This window comes from Reichenbachiella agariperforans (assembly GCF_900142205.1).
GTDB lineage: Bacteria > Bacteroidota > Bacteroidia > Cytophagales > Cyclobacteriaceae > Reichenbachiella > Reichenbachiella agariperforans.
In genome coordinates this window covers 1-18,151 of sequence record NZ_FRAA01000009.1, presented here as the reverse complement: position 1 = coordinate 18,151, position 18,151 = coordinate 1, and the positions used below count along the sequence as shown (strand labels likewise).

The 18,151-nt window shown below is 43.8% G+C and carries 21 protein-coding genes; 18 read left to right on the top strand and 3 right to left on the bottom strand.

Going from position 1 to position 18,151, the window contains the following annotated elements:
* The first annotated feature begins 18 nt into the window (after positions 1 to 18).
* From BUB99_RS17760 to BUB99_RS17735, 6 genes are all read left to right on the top strand, one after another.
* On the top strand, positions 19 to 714 hold the full coding sequence (locus BUB99_RS17760; RefSeq protein ID WP_073125015.1) for a CoA transferase subunit A: 696 nt from the start codon (positions 19 to 21) through the stop codon (positions 712 to 714).
* A gap of 2 nt (positions 715 to 716) precedes the next feature.
* A complete protein-coding gene (locus tag BUB99_RS17755; RefSeq protein WP_073124801.1) occupies positions 717 to 1,370 on the top strand; it encodes a 3-oxoacid CoA-transferase subunit B in 654 nt (217 codons plus the stop codon).
* Between the two features lie 62 nt (positions 1,371 to 1,432).
* Complete coding sequence (gene fahA / locus BUB99_RS17750) at positions 1,433 to 2,665, top strand: fumarylacetoacetase (protein ID WP_073125013.1); 1,233 nt, start codon at positions 1,433 to 1,435, stop codon at positions 2,663 to 2,665.
* Entirely contained in the window at positions 2,666 to 3,577 is a 912-nt protein-coding gene (locus tag BUB99_RS17745) for a flavin reductase family protein (RefSeq protein ID WP_073124799.1), read from the top strand. It begins immediately after the preceding gene.
* Between the two features lie 103 nt (positions 3,578 to 3,680).
* Positions 3,681 to 4,097: a CBS domain-containing protein gene (locus BUB99_RS17740; protein WP_073124797.1), complete on the top strand. Its 417-nt coding sequence runs from the start codon at positions 3,681 to 3,683 to the stop codon at positions 4,095 to 4,097.
* A 99-nt stretch (positions 4,098 to 4,196) separates the two neighbouring features.
* A complete protein-coding gene (locus BUB99_RS17735; protein WP_139281089.1) occupies positions 4,197 to 5,240 on the top strand; it encodes a tetratricopeptide repeat protein in 1,044 nt (347 codons plus the stop codon).
* 5 nt (positions 5,241 to 5,245) lie between these two features.
* Here the strand turns inward: BUB99_RS17735 and BUB99_RS17730 are convergent, their stop codons facing one another.
* The 3 genes from BUB99_RS17730 to BUB99_RS17720 form a co-directional block, all read right to left on the bottom strand.
* The gene (locus BUB99_RS17730) at positions 5,246 to 5,779 is read right to left on the bottom strand and encodes a mechanosensitive ion channel domain-containing protein (RefSeq protein ID WP_073124793.1); all 534 of its coding nucleotides are present in this window, start codon (positions 5,777 to 5,779) and stop codon (positions 5,246 to 5,248) included.
* 93 nt (positions 5,780 to 5,872) lie between these two features.
* Positions 5,873 to 7,366 (bottom strand): helix-turn-helix domain-containing protein, encoded by a 1,494-nt coding sequence (locus BUB99_RS17725; RefSeq protein ID WP_073124791.1) that lies wholly within the window; start codon positions 7,364 to 7,366, stop codon positions 5,873 to 5,875.
* A 16-nt stretch (positions 7,367 to 7,382) separates the two neighbouring features.
* Positions 7,383 to 8,096 carry a hypothetical protein gene (locus BUB99_RS17720; RefSeq protein ID WP_073124789.1) on the bottom strand — a complete coding sequence of 238 codons (714 nt, stop codon included), beginning with the start codon at positions 8,094 to 8,096 and terminating at the stop codon, positions 7,383 to 7,385.
* A gap of 98 nt (positions 8,097 to 8,194) precedes the next feature.
* Here BUB99_RS17720 and BUB99_RS17715 point away from each other — a divergent pair, with 98 nt between their 5' ends.
* From BUB99_RS17715 to BUB99_RS17650, 12 genes are all read left to right on the top strand, one after another.
* A complete protein-coding gene (locus BUB99_RS17715) occupies positions 8,195 to 8,839 on the top strand; it encodes an NUDIX hydrolase (RefSeq protein ID WP_139281088.1) in 645 nt (214 codons plus the stop codon).
* Positions 8,832 to 10,082, top strand: coding sequence for a DUF819 family protein (locus BUB99_RS17710; protein WP_073125009.1), 1,251 nt, complete (start codon positions 8,832 to 8,834; stop codon positions 10,080 to 10,082). Before BUB99_RS17715 ends, BUB99_RS17710 begins: the two co-directional genes overlap by 8 nt.
* Before the next feature lie 71 nt (positions 10,083 to 10,153).
* Entirely contained in the window at positions 10,154 to 10,933 is a 780-nt protein-coding gene (locus BUB99_RS17705) for a SprB repeat-containing protein (RefSeq protein WP_073124787.1), read from the top strand.
* An 86-nt stretch (positions 10,934 to 11,019) separates the two neighbouring features.
* On the top strand, positions 11,020 to 11,211 hold the full coding sequence (locus BUB99_RS17700; RefSeq protein WP_084190645.1) for a tyrosine-type recombinase/integrase: 192 nt from the start codon (positions 11,020 to 11,022) through the stop codon (positions 11,209 to 11,211).
* A gap of 124 nt (positions 11,212 to 11,335) precedes the next feature.
* Positions 11,336 to 11,644: a type II toxin-antitoxin system RelE/ParE family toxin gene (locus tag BUB99_RS17695; RefSeq protein ID WP_073124785.1), complete on the top strand. Its 309-nt coding sequence runs from the start codon at positions 11,336 to 11,338 to the stop codon at positions 11,642 to 11,644.
* Positions 11,645 to 11,646: 2 nt separating this feature from the next.
* Positions 11,647 to 11,934, top strand: a complete 288-nt coding sequence (locus BUB99_RS17690; protein WP_073124783.1) for an addiction module antidote protein — start codon at positions 11,647 to 11,649, stop codon at positions 11,932 to 11,934.
* A gap of 241 nt (positions 11,935 to 12,175) precedes the next feature.
* Complete coding sequence (locus BUB99_RS17685; protein ID WP_073124781.1) at positions 12,176 to 12,586, top strand: VOC family protein; 411 nt, start codon at positions 12,176 to 12,178, stop codon at positions 12,584 to 12,586.
* A gap of 161 nt (positions 12,587 to 12,747) precedes the next feature.
* Positions 12,748 to 13,227, top strand: a complete 480-nt coding sequence (locus tag BUB99_RS17680) for a hypothetical protein (protein WP_073124779.1) — start codon at positions 12,748 to 12,750, stop codon at positions 13,225 to 13,227.
* Between the two features lie 1,154 nt (positions 13,228 to 14,381).
* Positions 14,382 to 14,648: a tyrosine-type recombinase/integrase gene (locus tag BUB99_RS17670; RefSeq protein ID WP_084190644.1), complete on the top strand. Its 267-nt coding sequence runs from the start codon at positions 14,382 to 14,384 to the stop codon at positions 14,646 to 14,648.
* A 676-nt stretch (positions 14,649 to 15,324) separates the two neighbouring features.
* A complete protein-coding gene (locus BUB99_RS17660; RefSeq protein ID WP_073124771.1) occupies positions 15,325 to 15,639 on the top strand; it encodes a helix-turn-helix domain-containing protein in 315 nt (104 codons plus the stop codon).
* A complete protein-coding gene (locus BUB99_RS17655; RefSeq protein WP_073124769.1) occupies positions 15,632 to 16,873 on the top strand; it encodes a DNA cytosine methyltransferase in 1,242 nt (413 codons plus the stop codon). The genes BUB99_RS17660 and BUB99_RS17655 overlap by 8 nt, the downstream gene beginning before the upstream one ends.
* The gene (locus BUB99_RS17650) at positions 16,849 to 17,718 is read left to right on the top strand and encodes a Bpu10I family restriction endonuclease (RefSeq protein ID WP_073124767.1); all 870 of its coding nucleotides are present in this window, start codon (positions 16,849 to 16,851) and stop codon (positions 17,716 to 17,718) included. The genes BUB99_RS17655 and BUB99_RS17650 overlap by 25 nt, the downstream gene beginning before the upstream one ends.
* Positions 17,719 to 18,151 lie beyond the last annotated feature (433 nt).

The window sequence follows — 18,151 nt, the reverse complement described above, 5'->3', positions numbered from 1 at the left end:
GATGAACACCGAAAGACGATGAATAAAATAGTAAACAATGCGCAGGAAGCCATCGCAGATATCCATGACGGGATGACGCTCATGCTGGGAGGGTTTGGACTGTGTGGGATACCCGAAAATGCGATTGCCGCTCTGGTGAAGTCAGGAGTCAAGGAGCTGACCTGCATCTCCAACAACGCTGGAGTGGATGACTTTGGCCTGGGGCTGCTTTTGCAGCAAAAACAAATTAAAAAGATGATCTCCTCCTACGTCGGGGAAAATGCGGAATTCGAACGACAGCTTCTCAATGGAGAGCTCGAAGTAGACTTGATCCCTCAAGGTTCGCTGGCCGAGCGCTGTAGAGCAGGAGGGGCAGGCATACCGGCATTTTATACGCCCGCTGGCTATGGGACAGAGGTGGGAGAAGGCAAGGAAGTCCGTGTCTTCGACGGGAAGCCGCATATCTTGGAGACGGCACTGAAGGCTGATTTTGCAATTGTCAAGGCGTGGAAGGGGGATAGACTGGGCAACCTGATCTACAAAGGCACAGCGCGAAACTTCAATCCGCCAATGGCGATGGCTGGACGGGTCACAATCGCAGAGGTCGAACATCTGGTCGAGCCGGGCGAACTAGACCCGAATTACATTCATACGCCGGGGATATTCGTGCAGCGGATATTTGAGGGCAAGGACTATGAAAAAAGAATCGAACAACGAACCCTTAGAACCCGATAGGTATGCTAGACAAACATGGAATAGCCAAGCGCATCGCGCAAGAACTGCAAGACGGGTGGTATGTCAATCTCGGGATCGGTATCCCAACGTTAGTCGCCAACTATGTGCCAGATGATATTGCGGTGGAGTTTCAGTCCGAGAATGGAATCTTGGGGATGGGTAATTTCCCCTATGAAGGCGAAGAGGATGCCGACCTCATCAATGCTGGCAAGCAAACCGTGACGCTGAAGCCGGGAGCGGTATTGTTTGACTCAGCGACATCTTTTGCTATGATACGCGGGAGACACGTGCAGTTGACGGTACTAGGTGCGATGGAGGTGTCCGAGACGGGAGATATTGCCAACTGGAAGATCCCTGGCAAGATGGTCAAGGGAATGGGCGGAGCGATGGATCTCGTCGCATCGGCCGAAAACATCATCGTCGCGATGATGCACACGAGTAAGTCAGGGGAATCGAAACTCTTGCCGCAGTGTAGTCTGCCACTCACGGGAGTAGGTTGTGTGAAGCGAATCGTGACGAATCTAGCGGTGCTAGAGGTGACAGGAGAGGGCTTTGTACTGATCGAACGAGCACCTGGAGTGACAGTTGCAGAGATCGAGGCTGCTACAGCAGGCAAGTTGATTGTGACAGGAGATATCCCCGAGATGAACATTTAATCGGAGGCCGATAGGCTATTAGATTTAACTCGAATGAAAAACAACAATACCATATGATAGAAATGAAAAGCTGGTTGCCAATAGCGGCAGAGTCAGATTTTAGTATATACAATTTACCTTTCGGGATCTACTCTCAGAAAGGAGGGAAAAAGCATGTAGGAATTGCCATAGGAGACAAAGTGGTGAACCTATTCGGTCTGTCTGAAAATCAGATGCTGGATGTAGCGTCTGCTTTTTTTGCGCAAGACTATCTCAACGATTTTATCCGACTAGGAAAAAACGTAACAAGGAAAGTGCGTCTTGATGTACAGCGCTTGCTGTGTGAGGAGGACTCTCCATTGCGAGCATCTCCAGAGTTGCTGATTGATCAATCGGAGGTGCAGATGCACTTGCCAGTGCGCATAGGTGACTATACGGACTTCTACTCTAGCATCGAACATGCTACCAACGTTGGGGTGATGTTTCGTGATCCTGAGCATGCTTTGCTGCCCAATTGGAAGCACATCCCAGTGGGCTATCACGGCAGGGCTTCATCCATCGTGGTGAGCGGGGTGCCGATTCACAGACCGATGGGGCAGGTGCTGCCCAAGGATGCTACCGAACCGGTGTTTGCCGCATCGTCACGAGTGGATTTTGAATTAGAGATGGGCTACATCATCGGGAAAGATACGTCGCTGGGAGATCGGGTGTCGACTGCTGAGGCAGAGGAGTATATTTTTGGGAAGGTGCTATTCAACGACTGGTCGGCGCGTGACATACAGAAATGGGAGTACGTGCCGCTGGGGCCATTTTTGGCCAAGAATTTTGGCTCGTCTGTTTCGCCTTGGGTAGTGACGATGGAAGCACTGGAGCCATTTCGGGTGGCTGGACCAAAGCAAGAAACGAAAGTTCTGCCGTATCTTGAAGCGACGGGTGATCGCAACTTCGATATCCAGTTGGAAGTGGCGATTAGCCCCGAAGGGAGCGAAGAGCAGGTAGTCAGTCGATCCAATTTCAAACACATGTACTGGAACATGGCGCAGCAGCTTGCGCACCATACGGTGAATGGCTGTGATGTGCATGTCGGTGATATGATGGCGTCTGGGACGATCTCAGGTCCTACACCAGATGCTTATGGATCCATGTTGGAATTGGCATGGGCAGGAACGAAACCCCTAGAAATGCGAGACGGCACGGTGCGTCGCTTCATCGAGGATGGAGATACCGTCACGATGCGCGGATATGCGGACAAGGACGGTGTACGTGTTGGTTTTGGGGAAGTGTCTGCACAGGTTTTACCTGCTAAAGTGTATTAGATGGCTGATTTGAGTTTTGACCCTAAGGATTTGTCACAGGTCGAATTGCATCACTATTTGCTGTCGGCCGTGGCGCCACGACCGATCTGTTTTGCCAGCACGGTAGATGCAACGGGGCGAGTCAATCTGAGTCCTTTCAGTTTTTTCAATGTGTTTAGTTCCAATCCGCCCGTTATGATTTTTTCTCCCTCTAGGAGAGGACGAGACAATACGACCAAGCACACGCTGGAGAATGTGCTCGCTGTACCAGAGGTAGTGATTAATATTGTCAATCACCCCATCGTGGAGCAGATGTCTCTGTCGAGCACAGAGTATGCAGAGGGAGTCAATGAGTTCGTCAAGGCGGGGTTGACGCAGCGGCCTAGCGTGCAGGTCCAGCCACCGAGAGTGGGAGAGGCTCCTGTGGCATTCGAGTGTCGTGTGACGGAGGTCAAGGCGCTGGGTGATGGTCCCGGTGCTGGAAACCTCGTTTTTGCCGAAGTGGTACATGTGCATGTAAGGGAAGAGTACTTGGATGAAAACCGTCAACTTGACACACCCAGATTGGATCTGGTGGCTCGGATGGGAGGCAGTTGGTACGGGCGTATGAGCCCAGAAGCGCTCTTCGAAATCCCCAAACCACTGCAGCGACAGGGGATAGGTGTAGATCAGTTGCCTGCCAGTGCGCGGAACAGTACGGTGCTGACCGGCAACAACCTGGGGAGACTGGGCAACCAAGAGAGACTCCCGAATGCAGCAGAGATCGAGGATTCTCAGCGTACTGCATCAGTACAATCAGCGCTCGCAAAGCACACGACTAGAGAGGCGAGACTCAAGGCCATGCATCACGAAGTGCAAGCGCTGTTGGAGGCAGGTCAAGACCGAGAAGCACTCGCATTAGTATTTGCGGGGGACGTTTTTTTTCATAAATAGGGCTGGTCTTATGGTCTGAAAACTCATCTTTTGTACAAAAAATCAAAGGCGACAATTCATAATGCTTTAGTTTTAGCATGTTAAACACTACTCAATACACACTATGTCCATAAACGAGCCCATATCAACCATCATGACCCGAGATATCATCACAGTAGATGTATCAGATACCATTAGAGATGTATTCAATGTATTCGAACAAATCAAGATTCGGCATATTCCTGTATTGGCAGATAGTACATTGGTTGGGATTATCAGTTTGACGGATATCAATGGTGTAAAACAATGTGCGAAATTTAAGGATTCTTCGGGTAGTGACTCACTCCTCGATGTGATGACCGTCAAGCAACTGATGAAGGCCAATCCTGTGACAGTACCCGTGAGTCATACGATCAAACAAGCAGCAGATATCTTTCTACAAGGGCATTTTCATGCTTTGCCAGTGACGGACAGCAACGAATTGGTTGGTATCGTGACGACTACTGATTTGATTAAGTACATGGTGAAGAAGGAGGGTTGAAGTTAATGTAGTTATCGAATGCTTGTACACTTGGAGTAGATCTCAGTACGTATTGCTTATCATGAGAATGATCATGTACTAGAATTCTAACATTCGCTTTTGATTATCCGCGCATCTGATGAGATTTGCGCCATGCAAAAATCATGGTTGATATTTCTTTCTTTATTGGTTCTCATAGTGGCTTGTAGTCCTGCTAATCGTAAGAACCGCATCAAATACACTTTCGAAACTGCCAACAAGAAACTCAATGAGGGGTATTATTCAGATGCTGTCGTACTGTACTCGCAAGTACTCGAAAAGGATGCTGAAACCACGGACGCCTATCTCAACCGTGGCGTGGCATACTATGAAATGGGTAAGTATGTACTCGCTTTGGCTGATTACAATGAGGTCTATCGCCTAAAACCAGATTACCATGATGTGCTTTTTAACCGTGCCTATGCGTATCTAGAACTAGAGCGGATGGACAATGCCTTTGAGGATCTGTCATACCTTCGTAAGCTCTATCCAGATACTGCTTTGGTGGATGTGGTGAGTGGATTGGTATTCGAAAAGCAAAGAGATTACGCCAAAGCATTGGAGAGTTTTTCAGCAGCTATAGCCAAGGATGGGGATAATTTCGACGCGTACTCTAACCGTGGGATTATGCATTACAATTTAGGAAACTATGCATCTGCTCAGTCTGATCTGGAACAAGCCTTGGTGATTCACCAAAATGAACCCTATGCACTCAACTCTTTGGCTTTGGTATTAGCAGAGCAGGGAGAGTTAGAGCAAGCAGATTCTGTGATCTCTGTGGCGATGAACATGGTAGGGGGCCAGCCCTACTTTATCAACAATGCGGGCTACATCAAACTGCTACAGGAGGAATACGAGATGGCTGATTCATTGATCGCTAAGAGCATTCAGCTCGATGCGGAGAATACTTATGCTTATCTCAATCTAGGGCGTCTCAAAACTACCGTGGATCAAAGGGAGGCTGGCATAGCCGCATTTCACCAGTCGATTGCCTTGGATTCTACTAATTATGAGAGTTATCAAGCATTGATCAAGGCTTATATAGCCAATGGACAGAGAGAAGATGCGTGTAAACTCTATCAACGCCACGCCGAGTTGCTCGACGTAGCTTCTCCCTGCCAGTAGTTTGGTTATTTGGCAGAGCCTCCGTCTAGGTGGATGATATAGCGTTGTATGGCTAGGTTGTTCGGGTAGTAGGCGTGCTGTCCATCTGCTACCAGTATTTTGATAGAGAAGAGGGAGAGGTTGAGCACTTCGCCTTCTATCGAGTTGGCGCCATCTACGATCTTGACTTTAGACCCGATTTTGAGCGGGAAGAAAAAGAAAAGAATCAAGGATGCGGTGATGTTGCTGACAATAGACCAAGTCGCAAACAAGCCAACACCAACGACCGTCAGAACTGATGCGATGTAGACAGAGAGTCCTTTGAGAGATACCTCCCAGACTATCCCAGCGAGTACTAAGCAAAGAATCAAGGTGATGAAGCCTACGAGCTTACGGACATAGATCGATCGGGCAGGGTCAAAATTTTGTTGAATAGAACGATTGAGTATCGTTTTTTGTAAGATAGCCTTCAGTATTAAATAGAAGATGATAATGAGCACTGACCCTGCGATCTGTATGAGGGTGTAATTGCTGAAATGACCGAACCAGTCTGAGAACATAGTGTGATTTATCTTATAATTTTGCTATAAATAAGCTTACAAAATTAGACATAAATCATGTGATACCGCTTTCCTATTGGAGTAATTATGTGGTTAGTCTAGGCCATATTCTCGGAGTAGTTCGATGCGCTCTCCTTCTTTTTTGGTACGTTCGAATATGATAGCTGGAGCTACACGTTTTTTGCAATTGGTCGCGGGGCAGCGCTCGCAGGTGTCATGTACGAGTCGTGTTTTGATGCTAGGGTCTTGGAGGAATTTGATCGTTTCGCGTGTCTTGTTGTTGATACGAATACCAAGGGACAGACTGTTGTTGATACCCGGGGTAGGATTAAAGGGTTTTGCCAGCGATAGCAGTAGAAACTCATCTTTGGTATCGAGGTATTGGGCGATGTGTGCTCCCCCGATGATGTGGTCAGGTTTTTCCTTATGTATGTCGGAGAGGTCTTGCAGCATTTGGATAAATTCCCATCTGCGGCAGAAGTGCTCCTGTAGTACCGTGCCACGTGGCTGGTGTTGCCTAGAGAGATGTAGCTCTTTGCTGAGGTGGTAGTTGTCTGTGTCTGGTCGGTGATTGAACTTGAAAAAGAACAATTCTTTGAGTCCGAAAGACGCTGGTAGCAGATTGGTCATACGCTGCATGACCATCTCGGGCGTTGCATTGTACTCTCTCATGGTGTCGATGAGGATGTTTTGGTTCCATGATTCGCTCTCAAAGAATGTTTTCAAATCTCGTGTGAAGTCATGCTTGTTGATGAGTACTGCAGTGGCGAAGTAGGATGCGCGAAAGTCATTGAGTACCTGATCAAAGGAGTCAATTTTGACCCAAGGCATGGCATGGTTTCTTTCTTTATAGCCTAGGTAGTTGTAACCCACTTCTTTGGCTAGGTAAAAGGCTTGTTGTCTTGAGCTTAATTTACTATTGAGGATAAAATGCTTTTTCCTGCGTTTGACGACTGTCAGCGTCCGCATGTCATTGAGGGATTCGTGGGAGTCAAAGTCATCCATCACGATCTTGTAGTTGTATTCTTCGGTGAGGTAGTCTTCGAATAGTTTCGCCTGAAAGTGCTTTTGGCGAATGGCACTAACCTCTTTGATGAACTCTTCCGCTTTTTGCTCGATCGCTTCGAAGTAGTTCTCGTGGATTTCCTGATACGAACGGAGTACGGAGAAGTAGAAGGTCTCCACACGTACGTCATAGTTTCTGCTGACCTCTAGTAGCGTACCGATGAAGGCATTGAGCTTGGAGGGGGCATTAGATAGGAGGTCCAAGAGGCGGGATGCTTCTAGCCCAAAGAGTTCTAGCGGTAGTTCAGATAGGATACCCGAGTGAATCAGCTGCGTGATAGGTGCGAGGGTCTTGTCTAGGTTTTCAGACTTTAGGTCTACAGGATGAACTTTTAACGCCTGAGCGAGCGAAAGGATTTTATCTGTTTTGGGGTACTTTTTCCCTTTCTCTATCTCGTTGAGATAGGAGACCGAAACGCCTGAAAGGTCAGACAGGTTTTGCAGGGACATGCTTAGTCTCTGACGGTACTGTTTTAGTTTGATCCCAAAAATGAGTTTGATATATTGTTTGTCAAGCGCCATGCGGAAAATTATGCATTTATATTGACTCTTCGCTTTTAGAAAACAATTGGTATAGTGCTGCGAGATGAGAAAATAAAACTGCAGGTACTATAAAGGCGGGCAGCCAAATAAACGGAAAGTAGAATACCGCAATGTTGGGCTGGTCGAACGCGAATTTCTGAAAAGGGAATGGCGTAGAAAACAAAGCATGGTAGACGATGGTGACGAGGAGTCCTAGTGCGAGAAAGTTCCAAATGATAGCACCGATTTTGACCTTGCTACGGAGACCAACCATGAATATCGCGACGAACGGTGCAGTGATACCAGACAGGATATCATAGTTGCTACCTTCAAAAGTCATGAGCATCGGTAGCCAGTGTTCGAGTGCCAGCCACCATAGGACGATCTCGACGGGGACTCTCACCAGATGCAGGTAAGTGAGCGTGGTGATGGGGATTTGGCGAATGAAGTTTCGACTTCTCCTACTGATAAAGAGCAGCATCACGAACAAGTTGGGAGGCATTATCGCCAGTACGAATTTGGGCGGGATCGTTTCATAATCCACAAAAAACGCATTGAGCGACAAGGTGCCAATGATAAATAGCCACACAACCAGACAAATGGAAATGATCAGTGCGACATTAGATTTTTTGGGTTCGGCACTTTTAAAACCGAAGTGAAGGAAGGCAAAGGTCGCAAGAGTCGTCAGTAGAAAGACGATATAGATGTAGTAGGGGAGATGGTCTGACATGTTTTTGAAGGTAGCCCGACCTAATTTAATAATTATATTTAATAGGTTTGTTCTCACCACTCATAAAAGAGTCGCAATAACCCAAAAAGGAGTCTAGTTTGATCGAGAGATTTGTTAGTTCGTTACGTGAAGTATTGGAAGTAGGGCTGCCGGGGATAAAGGCACAGCATATCATGGCACCTGCGCGGATGTCAGAGGTCAAGCGGACTTTTGCACACAAGACACCGCCGAGAGAGAGTGCTGTTTTGATCCTGTTCTACCCTGAGGATGGGCAGGTCAAGTTCCCGCTGATCGTCCGTCCAGTCTACCAGGGCGTCCATAGCGGGCAGATCGCACTGCCCGGAGGCAAGCAAGAGGAGGAAGATGGCGACCTAGCGGTGACGGCACTGCGAGAAACCCACGAGGAGATAGGCGTACCTGCACAGCAGGTCAAGATGATTGGCAAACTGAGCCGTCACTACATCCCTCCGAGCAATTTTAACATCGAACCTTATCTAGGTTATGTGACCGAAAAACCCGTTTTCGTCAAGGATCAAATAGAGGTGGAGGAGATACTAGAAGTGGATCTGGCTGATATTCAGAATGCCGATTTGAGAAAGAAAATGTGGATCAAGCCTTATGAGGGGGTACAGATCGAAGCACCCTATTTTGATATCCAAGAACGAGTGGTGTGGGGTGCTACGGCGATGATACTAAGTGAACTGTCCGAATTAATAAAGAAAACAACTTATGGAAATGAATGATACGCAACCTTTGATCACCAATGACGCAGTGGTCTTTGGCTTACTAATGATATTATTGGGAGTTATTTTTGTGACAAACAACTCGAAAATTCCCTTTTGGAAAAAGTTCTACACCTACGTACCGTCGGTACTGCTGTGCTACTTTTTGCCTTCCATTTTTAATTCCATGGGCATCATATCGGGAGAGGACTCTCAGTTGTATTTTGTGGCATCACGCTATCTGTTGCCAGCGAGTTTGGTATTGCTGACACTGAGCACGGACTTCAAAGAGGTGATGAAACTGGGTAGCAAGGCGATCATTATGTTCTTGACAGGAACGGTGGGTATTATGATAGGTGGCCCTTTGTCTATCATGTTTTTTGCGTGGGTAGCCCCCGATGTAGTGGGAGGTGATATTCATGACATCTGGCGTGGCATGACCACCATCGCGGGGAGCTGGATCGGTGGTAGTGCCAATCAGGCAGCGATGATTGAGGTTTTTCAGGTAGACGAGGAGTTGTTCTCTAAGATGGTGACTGTGGATGTGATCGTAGCGAACCTGTGGCTGGCTGTACTATTGATCGGGGCAGGTAAGTCTAAGCAGATAGATGCCTTTTTGAAGGCTGATGCTTCGGCGATCGAGGGGGTGAAAAATAAAATCGAGGATTATCAACTTAGTATATCCAAAATCCCTACCATGACGGATCTGATGATCGTTTTGGCAGTAGGGTTTGGCGTGACGGGTATCTCGCATGCTTTGGCGGATTGGATAGGGCCATGGATCGGGGCTAACTTTCCTGAGTTGGCAAAGTATAGTTTGACGAGTAGCTTCTTTTGGCTGGTAGTGATTGCGACCACCATAGGTTTGGGCTTGTCTTTTACCAAATGTAGACAGCTCGAAGGGGTAGGCGCTTCCAAAGTAGGGAGTTTGTTTATCTATATATTGGTGGCGACTATCGGGATGCAAATGAATGTCATCGCGATCGTAGACTCTCCGGGGCTATTCCTCGTAGGGATTGTTTGGATGCTGGTGCATATCCTATTGCTACTGGTCGTGGCTAAACTCATCAAAGCTCCCTTCTTTTTCGTGGCAGTGGGGAGTCAGGCCAATGTCGGTGGCGCAGCTTCTGCACCCGTCGTAGCGTCGGCTTTTCATCCGTCGCTGGCGCCAGTGGGGGTGTTACTGGCCGTACTGGGCTATGCACTGGGTACCTATGGTGCCTATACCTGTGGTGTACTGATGCAGTTGGTGTCTGGCCAATAGCACTGCTGTTGGCATCATGAATGACAAAAGTTGAATACCTATATTGATTAATTATACTAGAATCGATACTTATGAAATTAAGATTATTAGTTCCAGTTCTTGCAGTGCTTTTTAGCGCATGCGACAAAGAGGAGGAAGCTGTGGACTGTGCCGTATCTGACCTAGGTCTAGCCGTAGTATCACAGCGCGCAGTGAGCTGTACGGAGGCAGGGACTGTCTCGCTACTCGCGAGTGGAGGGAGTGCTCCATACGAATACAGTCTGGATGGCGTGTCTTTTAGAGAGACGACAGATTTTACTGGGCTGAGCGCAGGAGCATACACCGCCATCGTCCGTGATGACAACCAATGTACCAAGATGCTGTCCCTGACTGTGGCCTCTGACCTGCCTTCATTTGAGATATCCATGACAGTAGCACAAAATGCAGGCTGTGGAGGGAGTGACGGAGCGATCTCGGTCACAGCTAGTGGAGGTACGGGTCAGCTGACGTACGCATGGGATGGCGTGGACAGAGGGATCGATCCCCAACTGACTGGCTTAGCCAATGGCGAACACATACTGGGTGTCACAGATGCAGCGGGCTGCAGCACCGAACAAAGTGTCTACGTCCCCTCGGGGATTAGTTATGCGACGAGTATTAGCGCGATCATCCAAAACAACTGCGCGATCAGTGGTTGTCATGTAGCGGGTACGGGGATCGTAGACTTTGGGCAGTTTGACAACATTCAGGAAAAAGCAGCGGATATCAAAAGCCTCACACAGAGCAAGACCATGCCACGCAATGGCGAAATATCAGACGAAGAGATCGCCATGCTCGCCTGCTGGGTAGATGACGGGGCTTTGGACAATTAGCAAATAGGGGAGTCTCTTCGGGGCAGTCTGTATGACTGGGGATTAAAATTAATATTCGACATTGAGCGCGGTGGGGGAGTTGGCAGTTGGCAAGAGCAGCTTCAATAGCTAGAATTCGCGCCCCATACTTTCCCCCCTTCTTCAGGCATTTGCTAGAGTCTGGCACAGGCTTGCGCTACATTCAGACCTTGCTGGGGCATAATTCGTTACGAACCACAGAAATTTACACCCATGTAGCAGTCAAAGGTTTGGCAACCATTAAAAATCTACTAGATTAGTTAAAGATACATTGCGGATATGCGACATGGTGTCACATACTAGGGTGTGGTGAGTCATCGATTTTCATTCGTTACATTTCAATAAATCAATTGCATAGCTGTATCCAAGTGAATACATTTGCGTATGTATTCTATAGAAAAGACGGGTGAATTCGATAAATGGCTAAGAAAGCTCAAAGACAAACGAGCCAAGGCTAAAATACTTTTCAGAATTCAGCGAATACAAGAACATGGCAACTTTGGAGACTGTGAACCAGTTGGACAAGGAATTAGTGAACTTCGAATTCACTATGCAAAGGGATACCGAGTGTATTTAAAAGATGTGAACGGTAGAATTGTGTTTCTTTTGAACGGTGGTGAAAAATCATCCCAACAAAAGGACATTGATAAAGCGAAACAACTTTGGTTGGATTACAAAAACGAAATTGAATAATCATGGCGACTAACAAAATATCAAAATTCGATATTGCAGAGTATTTAGACGATAACGAAATGATTGCTGAATACCTTAACTCCGTTCTGGAAGATGGTGATTCCGCAGATATATTAACTGCGATCGGCCATATTGCGAAGGCGCAAGGAATGTCTAAAATAGCTGCAGAAACGGGATTAAGCAGACCAAGCCTCTATAAAGCTCTTTCAAAAGGAGCTAAACCACAGTTCGAAACTGTTCTAAAAGTTTTGAGAGCTATTGGAAGTAATCTTCATGTTGGAACAGCCTAAAAAACGACTCACAACATGCTGTGATCAAATCATGGTGGTTCAGTTGTAAATGAAAACTCTCTGCATTCTAGAAGCTCCGCCATATCTCAGATTAGCACTATGGAATCAAAAAGGGATAACGCAAATCAGAGATTTGGCTATCTTGTAGTCGAAACTTAAACTAAATCACACGCCACGATTGATACAGGGGCGTTACCTGCAAGCTGAAAAAAATGAACGAAAAAAATAACATAAAGAAACTATGAGTGCTTTTCATTACGCTTTTAAAGTAAAAGACATTGAATCTACCCGAAAATTTTATGTGGATATTTTGGGTTGTAAAGAAGGAAGGTCGACTGAATCTTGGATTGACTTTAATTTTTTTGACAATCAACTATCTGCACACGTGAGTGATAGAATTCCTGAATTGGATTACTGTGGGAAAGTAGACGGAATCAGCGTCCCAATTCCTCACTTCGGATGTTTACTTGAGAAAAGTGAATTTATAAAGATTCAAAAGAAATTGGAATCCGAAAACATTGAATTTGTGGTTAAACCTCAAACGAGATACAAAGGAAAAGTTGGTGAGCAAATGACAATGTTCGTTTTTGATTTTAGTGGAAATCCATTGGAATTCAAATCATTCTCTGACGATAAAGAAGTATTTTCTTAATAAAAAAAGCCAGCAGGTAACAATGGCTATAAGTAATTGCTTGTTCTCGCCTACTTTGGAAATTCCTGCGGAATTTCCAACTTGGTGTGTACTTGTAAAGTTAAGTGCTAACCCACGCAACTACTCATAGCCGAGACCGTTGTGGTGAATAATTTTTTTAAATGACAGATAAGCAAAAAGAGTTTTTACAGTTAGCGGTTATTGACCGACTCACCTATTCCGAAATTGAAAAACGAATGGAAATCTCTCGAAGCGAATTTGCACCATGGTGGGATGAATTAAAAGACAAACGAACCTACCTAACCTCAATCCGTGATAAGTGGCTAAAAAAATGTAAAGAAGTTGATTTTAAAGACTTCCGAAACTGGCATGAGTCCACAGACAAAAAGTGCTATTACTGCGAAATCTCGGAAAAAGAGATTGAACATTTATGGAATAAACACCCACAACTGACAAAAAGAAACAGAGGTAGAAAGCTAGAAATTGAACGTTTAGAGCCTAATCTTCCATATTCAAATGTATCGAATCTAGTTTATTCCTGTTACTGGTGTAACAACGCTAAAACGGACACTTTTACTAAAGAGGAATTTTTAGAAGTCGGAAAAGTAATTAAGGGAATCTGGAAAAACAGACTTAGATGATTACAGGCAAAGAAAATAACACTGTCTACTTTTCCAAAAAAAAACTTCAGGAGGGTGAATTTGCTTCCACCTTTGAACGAATAGAACAAATACTTAAAAAGTATAATATCAACTATAAGCTTCTCTTTCTTCAGGAAAGGTCATATCTGAACAATCATTTGGGTTTTGGACATCATTATTCGAAACTCATCATTACAGACTAATTGGAGGAGTTATAATCCATTGCTTTCCGAACAAACCTAATAATTCGTCCGCTGAGATCCAATACAGACAAGGGCGTTCGCCCGTTGTTGACGTTTTGTAGAATGCATTTATCTTGTATTGATGGATAGACAATATGCAATTCGTGATCAGTGGTCATCGGTTCACAGTGTGACTTTTACTGTTGTGAATTGGGTAGATATATTTATACGAGACGATTCAAAGAAAGCCTATTGTCAAGTCTGAAGCATTGTTATGATCATTTGATTATTAGTGTGTCTGAGGGAGAGCTGTCAGATGTGATTAGAGATTTTAAGCGTTTCAGATCTAGATAGATCAAGGAGACTTTGCAGGATAAAGCAAATGCAGAAAGTGGGTTGCCAGACAGTATACAGGAGAGGAAGGGGACTTGGTGTTCAGCTACTTATAATCGAGCAGACGCTCTACTTTATAAAAGGGTCGTAGCGGACACTACGACCAGAGGAGTCAGAGGGGCGGCATACCTACTGTTAAATTCGTTGAGCTCAAGACGGGCATCTACGTATAATATGGATTTCAGATTTTTATAGTTACACCTTTTTTGATCTGTCTGCGCAGACTTTGTCCTAAACCTACTGAAGCTTTACCAAAAACCTACTGATACTTTGCCACAAACCTGCTGTGACTTTATGCTAAACCTGTACAGGTTTGCTAGAAAACCCGTGCAGACTTTGCTCTGAACCCGCGCAGACTTTAGATCAAACCCGCGCAGACTTTGCTCCGAATCTGCGCAGACTTTAGGTCAAACCCGTGCAGACTTTGAGACAAGCCTGCACGGGTTTTTGAAAAGACAAAAACAGGCTTTTTTTGGTGCCTCATAATCGATAGATATTGGAGGGGTTTTTAGGTATCCTATGGGTACTTCCTAAGAAAATATTAATGCACTATTTGCGTGGATTAGAATCTGAAATCAGTTGTCTTTAAGATTGTTGTTTATTCAATACAGCGCTACTAGCCTGGCTAAAATTATAAAAGTCGCTGCAAGAAATGCAAAAATATTAAAGGTCGTTACACCACATATGCTGCGTCACAGTTTTGCAACACATCTGTTAGAAGCAGGCACAGATTTACGCACTATTCAAACATTATTGGGACACAACTCTCTAGAAACCACCCAAATGTATACCTATGCTGCCACCTCAAGTTTGCGAGATATCAAAAATCCATTAGATTCGCTTTGATACAACCGAAGTAAACACCACAAAGGTGTGTTTATTGAATTGTTAGAGTTCATAAGAAAATTGGCGAGGACATTTCGGTGCTTTTAGAGAGGATTGAAGTCGAATGATATTGGCTGAAAGTGTGGTTTATCCGAAGGATTAAGTTTTGCTCGTCAGGACTCGTTGAAAGCAGTCTTTCAAAACGTGGACACGTTGACAAAACTTGAGATTGAAGTTAGGCGAAAATCACCACAATTTCAAGGGATAAGCAGTTAAAAAGGCACCTCTCTTCTTCAAAAAGACGATTCATAGCCCCGTCTATAATTCATATTTTTTCAGAACAAAACAGCGAAATGCAGCGGTAGATTCCAATTTTCAAACGAACAATAACACTGCGTATATTTCATTGATTAACTTGTAAGCTGTTTTAATTAGATGACTGAATGGTCAGCTTACAAATAATCAACGACGCTAAAGCTAAACATACAGTCGACGTTGTATGCCATTCGAGAACGGAGAAAAACCCACCGCACATTTTAGCACATTTGGTTTTTGCCAACGCACAAAACCCACCCCAAAAACCAAAAGAGCTAAAATCTCCCCACGCTCAGAATATTACTATCAAATTATACTCAAATAATTAGTATACCATAAATTTATTTGACAAATTTGTCAAGAATAATATTTCTAAACAATTATGGAAACGTTCGGTGAGTATATAAGAGGTTTAAGAGAAGAGCATAGAATGCCTTTAAGAAAACTTGCGGCTTTTCTTGACATTGATCAATCCACATTGAGCAAAATAGAGAGGAATGAACGACATCCAGTTAAAGAAATGGTTTCCATATTATCTGAAGTATTTCAACTTGACTGCAACCAACTAACTATTCGATTTTTAAGTGACAAAATCACTTATGAATTAAAAGATGAGGAGTTAGGAATAGAAGCCTTAAAAGTGGCTGAAGAGCAAATTAAATATTTAAAAACAACTAAATCGAACGCACATGACTAAAAGGAAAATTAAAGTATTAGACAGTTTTTCAGGTGCAGGTGGATTTAGTCTTGGATTTGAACTGACAGGAGATTATGAAATAATTGGGGGAATTGAATATGACCAATGGGCAGCTGATACTTTTAAACACAATCATAAAGGTGCTAATGTTTTGGTAGGTGATATACAGCAATATAGCGATGAAGATTTGTTAAGGGCTTTTCAGGAAAAGCCTGATATTATCTTAGGTGGTCCTCCATGTCAAGGGTACTCAATTTGCAATCGAAATGCAGGCGACCCAAAAGATCCTAGAAATTCACTTTTTCAAGAATTCGTGCGACTTGGTAGAATATTTAATCCTGAGGTTATGATTATGGAGAATGTTCCTAACATAACAAAGGCAAAAACTGCGGATAAGGAATTTGTGATAGATATTATCAAAAAAGAACTCGAAGAACTTGGATATTTTACTTATGATAAAATTCTAAGTGCTACGGATTATGGTGTACCACAAATCAGAAAGCGTTTGGTTGTAATTGCAACAAAGACGCCCTTGGAAAATCCGCACCCTTCCCCTACGCATTCTGTATCAGATACTGCCCCAAGTCTATTTGGTGAAGGATTAAAAAAATGCCCTACTTTATGGGATGCGATATCTGATTTACCAGATATTGAAGCTAGAGAAGGTTCTGAGGAAATGCCATATGACAAAACCCCAACAAATGATTATCAGGTTTTACTTAGAAAAGGCTCTGAAAAGGTATATAATAACAAAGCTATGAACCACTCTAAGCGTATGGTTGAAAGATTTGAATCAATGTCTTGGGGTCATTCGGTTTCTGATGTACCTGACCACCTGAAACCTCACAAGAGAAATGGAAATGGAGAGATTTCAACGAAAGTTTATGACCAAAATAATAGAAGACTATACCCTGAAAAACCATGTCATACCATAGCCGCTTCTTTTTACGCCAATTTTGTTCATCCCTTTAAAAACAGAAACTTTACTCCAAGAGAGGGGGCTAGAGTTCAATCATTCCCTGATTGGTTTGTTTTCAAAGGGAAGCCAACAGTTGTTAGCCACAAGCTGTTGGCACGAGAAGGACGAACAGAAGAAAAGCACTTATGTCAATACAACCAAATCGGTAATGCTGTACCTCCATTAATGGCAAAAGCTATCGCAGAAAATATTTACCAGGTTTTTAAATCTGAACCAATAAAAGAATTGGAATGTACGTTCACGGAGACAATTTAAAACAGAAAGAAAATCACGGCACTAAATACCGTGATGCGACATCAGTTTCCTATGTAAAGGAAATACGTGTAGAATACGACAAATGGAATAAGGCAAATGAAGACCTCAAAGGTCCTCATATTGAAATAAAAGAAACAGATTCTGAGACCATAAAGGAAAGGGTTAGGTTGTTTACTGAATATAAAGATTTCATTGATGAACAGAAATATGCAGAACAATTTGATTCCAGATCGAATCTGCATTCAAGTGTTTTAGAAGAATTCATTTATTATTTATTCAAAGACATAGTTTTTGAATTCTCTGAGCATGCTCAATTAGGAAAGGCTCACGCTTTTAAAGACGTTTTCTTTAATGCCCCAAATTTTAGGGAAATGGTAACTAAGCCTTATACCAAAATTGAAAAGAAAGACCATGACTTTGTAATTGGCGTTAACATCGATACTAAGATGCAAGTACATGGCAGCACAGACATTGAAGAAGTAACGCTTCAAATACCAGCTGTTGCGATCGAGTGTAAGACTTATTTGGACAAGACAATGCTTGAAGGCTCATCAACTGCAGCTGAACAACTGAAAAACAAGAACCCAAATGGTATTTATATAGTGGTTTCTGAATGGTTAAAACTTACTAGTCAGGTAAACTTAGGAAAATATAAGGTTGACCAAATCTACGTCCTTAGAAAACAGAAGAATACCGACCGTGAATTTAGGTATGCCGATGACTATAAAAAGAACCCAATTCACGAAGATGTAGTAGAACACTTATTCAATACAGTTCGAGAACATTTAAGTTCGGATTGGGAGAAAGGTGTTGAATACGGGTTGAAAAAAGGCTTTCTGCTATAACATACAGCCATACACATTGCCAAGTCGCTCAAATCAACCGCACAAAACCAAAACTTGTCAAAGAGTATGGCTCTAGTAACCTGAAACAGACTACTACAAAAGGAAAAATGGCACGGCATACAACAAAGGCTAAGAAAACATAGGGGTTTGGTGGTGCTCGAAAGTTCAGAGCTTTTGGATAGTCCGCCAATCCAAAATTTTGATAATGAAAAAATAAAGTAAATTATAAAAATATTTGGCTTGGCTAATGAGCAAACCGAAAGGGCAGCATTTCAAACTCCCCTACGTTTCTTAGCCAAGCGTTAGAGTTCATATGAAAATCGGCGAGGACATTTCGCTGCTTTTAGAGAGGATTGAAGTCGAATGATATTGGCTGAAAGTGTGGTTTATCCGAAGGATTAAGTTTTGCTCGTCAGGACTCGTTGAAAGCAGT

What these genes read in the sequence shown, in the direction of transcription:
- BUB99_RS17685 (WP_073124781.1), top strand. Translation starts at nt 12,176, where the DNA reads ATGAGTGCTTTTCATTACGCTTTTAAAGTAAAAGACATTGAATCTACC.
- BUB99_RS17760 (WP_073125015.1), top strand. Translation starts at nt 19, where the DNA reads ATGAATAAAATAGTAAACAATGCGCAGGAAGCCATCGCAGATATCCAT.
- BUB99_RS17720 (WP_073124789.1), bottom strand. Translation starts at nt 8,096, where the DNA reads ATGTCAGACCATCTCCCCTACTACATCTATATCGTCTTTCTACTGACG.
- BUB99_RS17755 (WP_073124801.1), top strand. Translation starts at nt 717, where the DNA reads ATGCTAGACAAACATGGAATAGCCAAGCGCATCGCGCAAGAACTGCAA.
- BUB99_RS17660 (WP_073124771.1), top strand. Translation starts at nt 15,325, where the DNA reads ATGGAAACGTTCGGTGAGTATATAAGAGGTTTAAGAGAAGAGCATAGA.
- BUB99_RS17695 (WP_073124785.1), top strand. Translation starts at nt 11,336, where the DNA reads ATGTATTCTATAGAAAAGACGGGTGAATTCGATAAATGGCTAAGAAAG.
- BUB99_RS17710 (WP_073125009.1), top strand. Translation starts at nt 8,832, where the DNA reads ATGAATGATACGCAACCTTTGATCACCAATGACGCAGTGGTCTTTGGC.
- BUB99_RS17740 (WP_073124797.1), top strand. Translation starts at nt 3,681, where the DNA reads ATGTCCATAAACGAGCCCATATCAACCATCATGACCCGAGATATCATC.
- BUB99_RS17650 (WP_073124767.1), top strand. Translation starts at nt 16,849, where the DNA reads ATGTACGTTCACGGAGACAATTTAAAACAGAAAGAAAATCACGGCACT.
- BUB99_RS17730 (WP_073124793.1), bottom strand. Translation starts at nt 5,779, where the DNA reads ATGTTCTCAGACTGGTTCGGTCATTTCAGCAATTACACCCTCATACAG.
- BUB99_RS17655 (WP_073124769.1), top strand. Translation starts at nt 15,632, where the DNA reads ATGACTAAAAGGAAAATTAAAGTATTAGACAGTTTTTCAGGTGCAGGT.
- BUB99_RS17745 (WP_073124799.1), top strand. Translation starts at nt 2,666, where the DNA reads ATGGCTGATTTGAGTTTTGACCCTAAGGATTTGTCACAGGTCGAATTG.
- BUB99_RS17705 (WP_073124787.1), top strand. Translation starts at nt 10,154, where the DNA reads ATGAAATTAAGATTATTAGTTCCAGTTCTTGCAGTGCTTTTTAGCGCA.
- BUB99_RS17680 (WP_073124779.1), top strand. Translation starts at nt 12,748, where the DNA reads ATGACAGATAAGCAAAAAGAGTTTTTACAGTTAGCGGTTATTGACCGA.
- BUB99_RS17690 (WP_073124783.1), top strand. Translation starts at nt 11,647, where the DNA reads ATGGCGACTAACAAAATATCAAAATTCGATATTGCAGAGTATTTAGAC.
- fahA (WP_073125013.1), top strand. Translation starts at nt 1,433, where the DNA reads ATGAAAAGCTGGTTGCCAATAGCGGCAGAGTCAGATTTTAGTATATAC.
- BUB99_RS17725 (WP_073124791.1), bottom strand. Translation starts at nt 7,366, where the DNA reads ATGGCGCTTGACAAACAATATATCAAACTCATTTTTGGGATCAAACTA.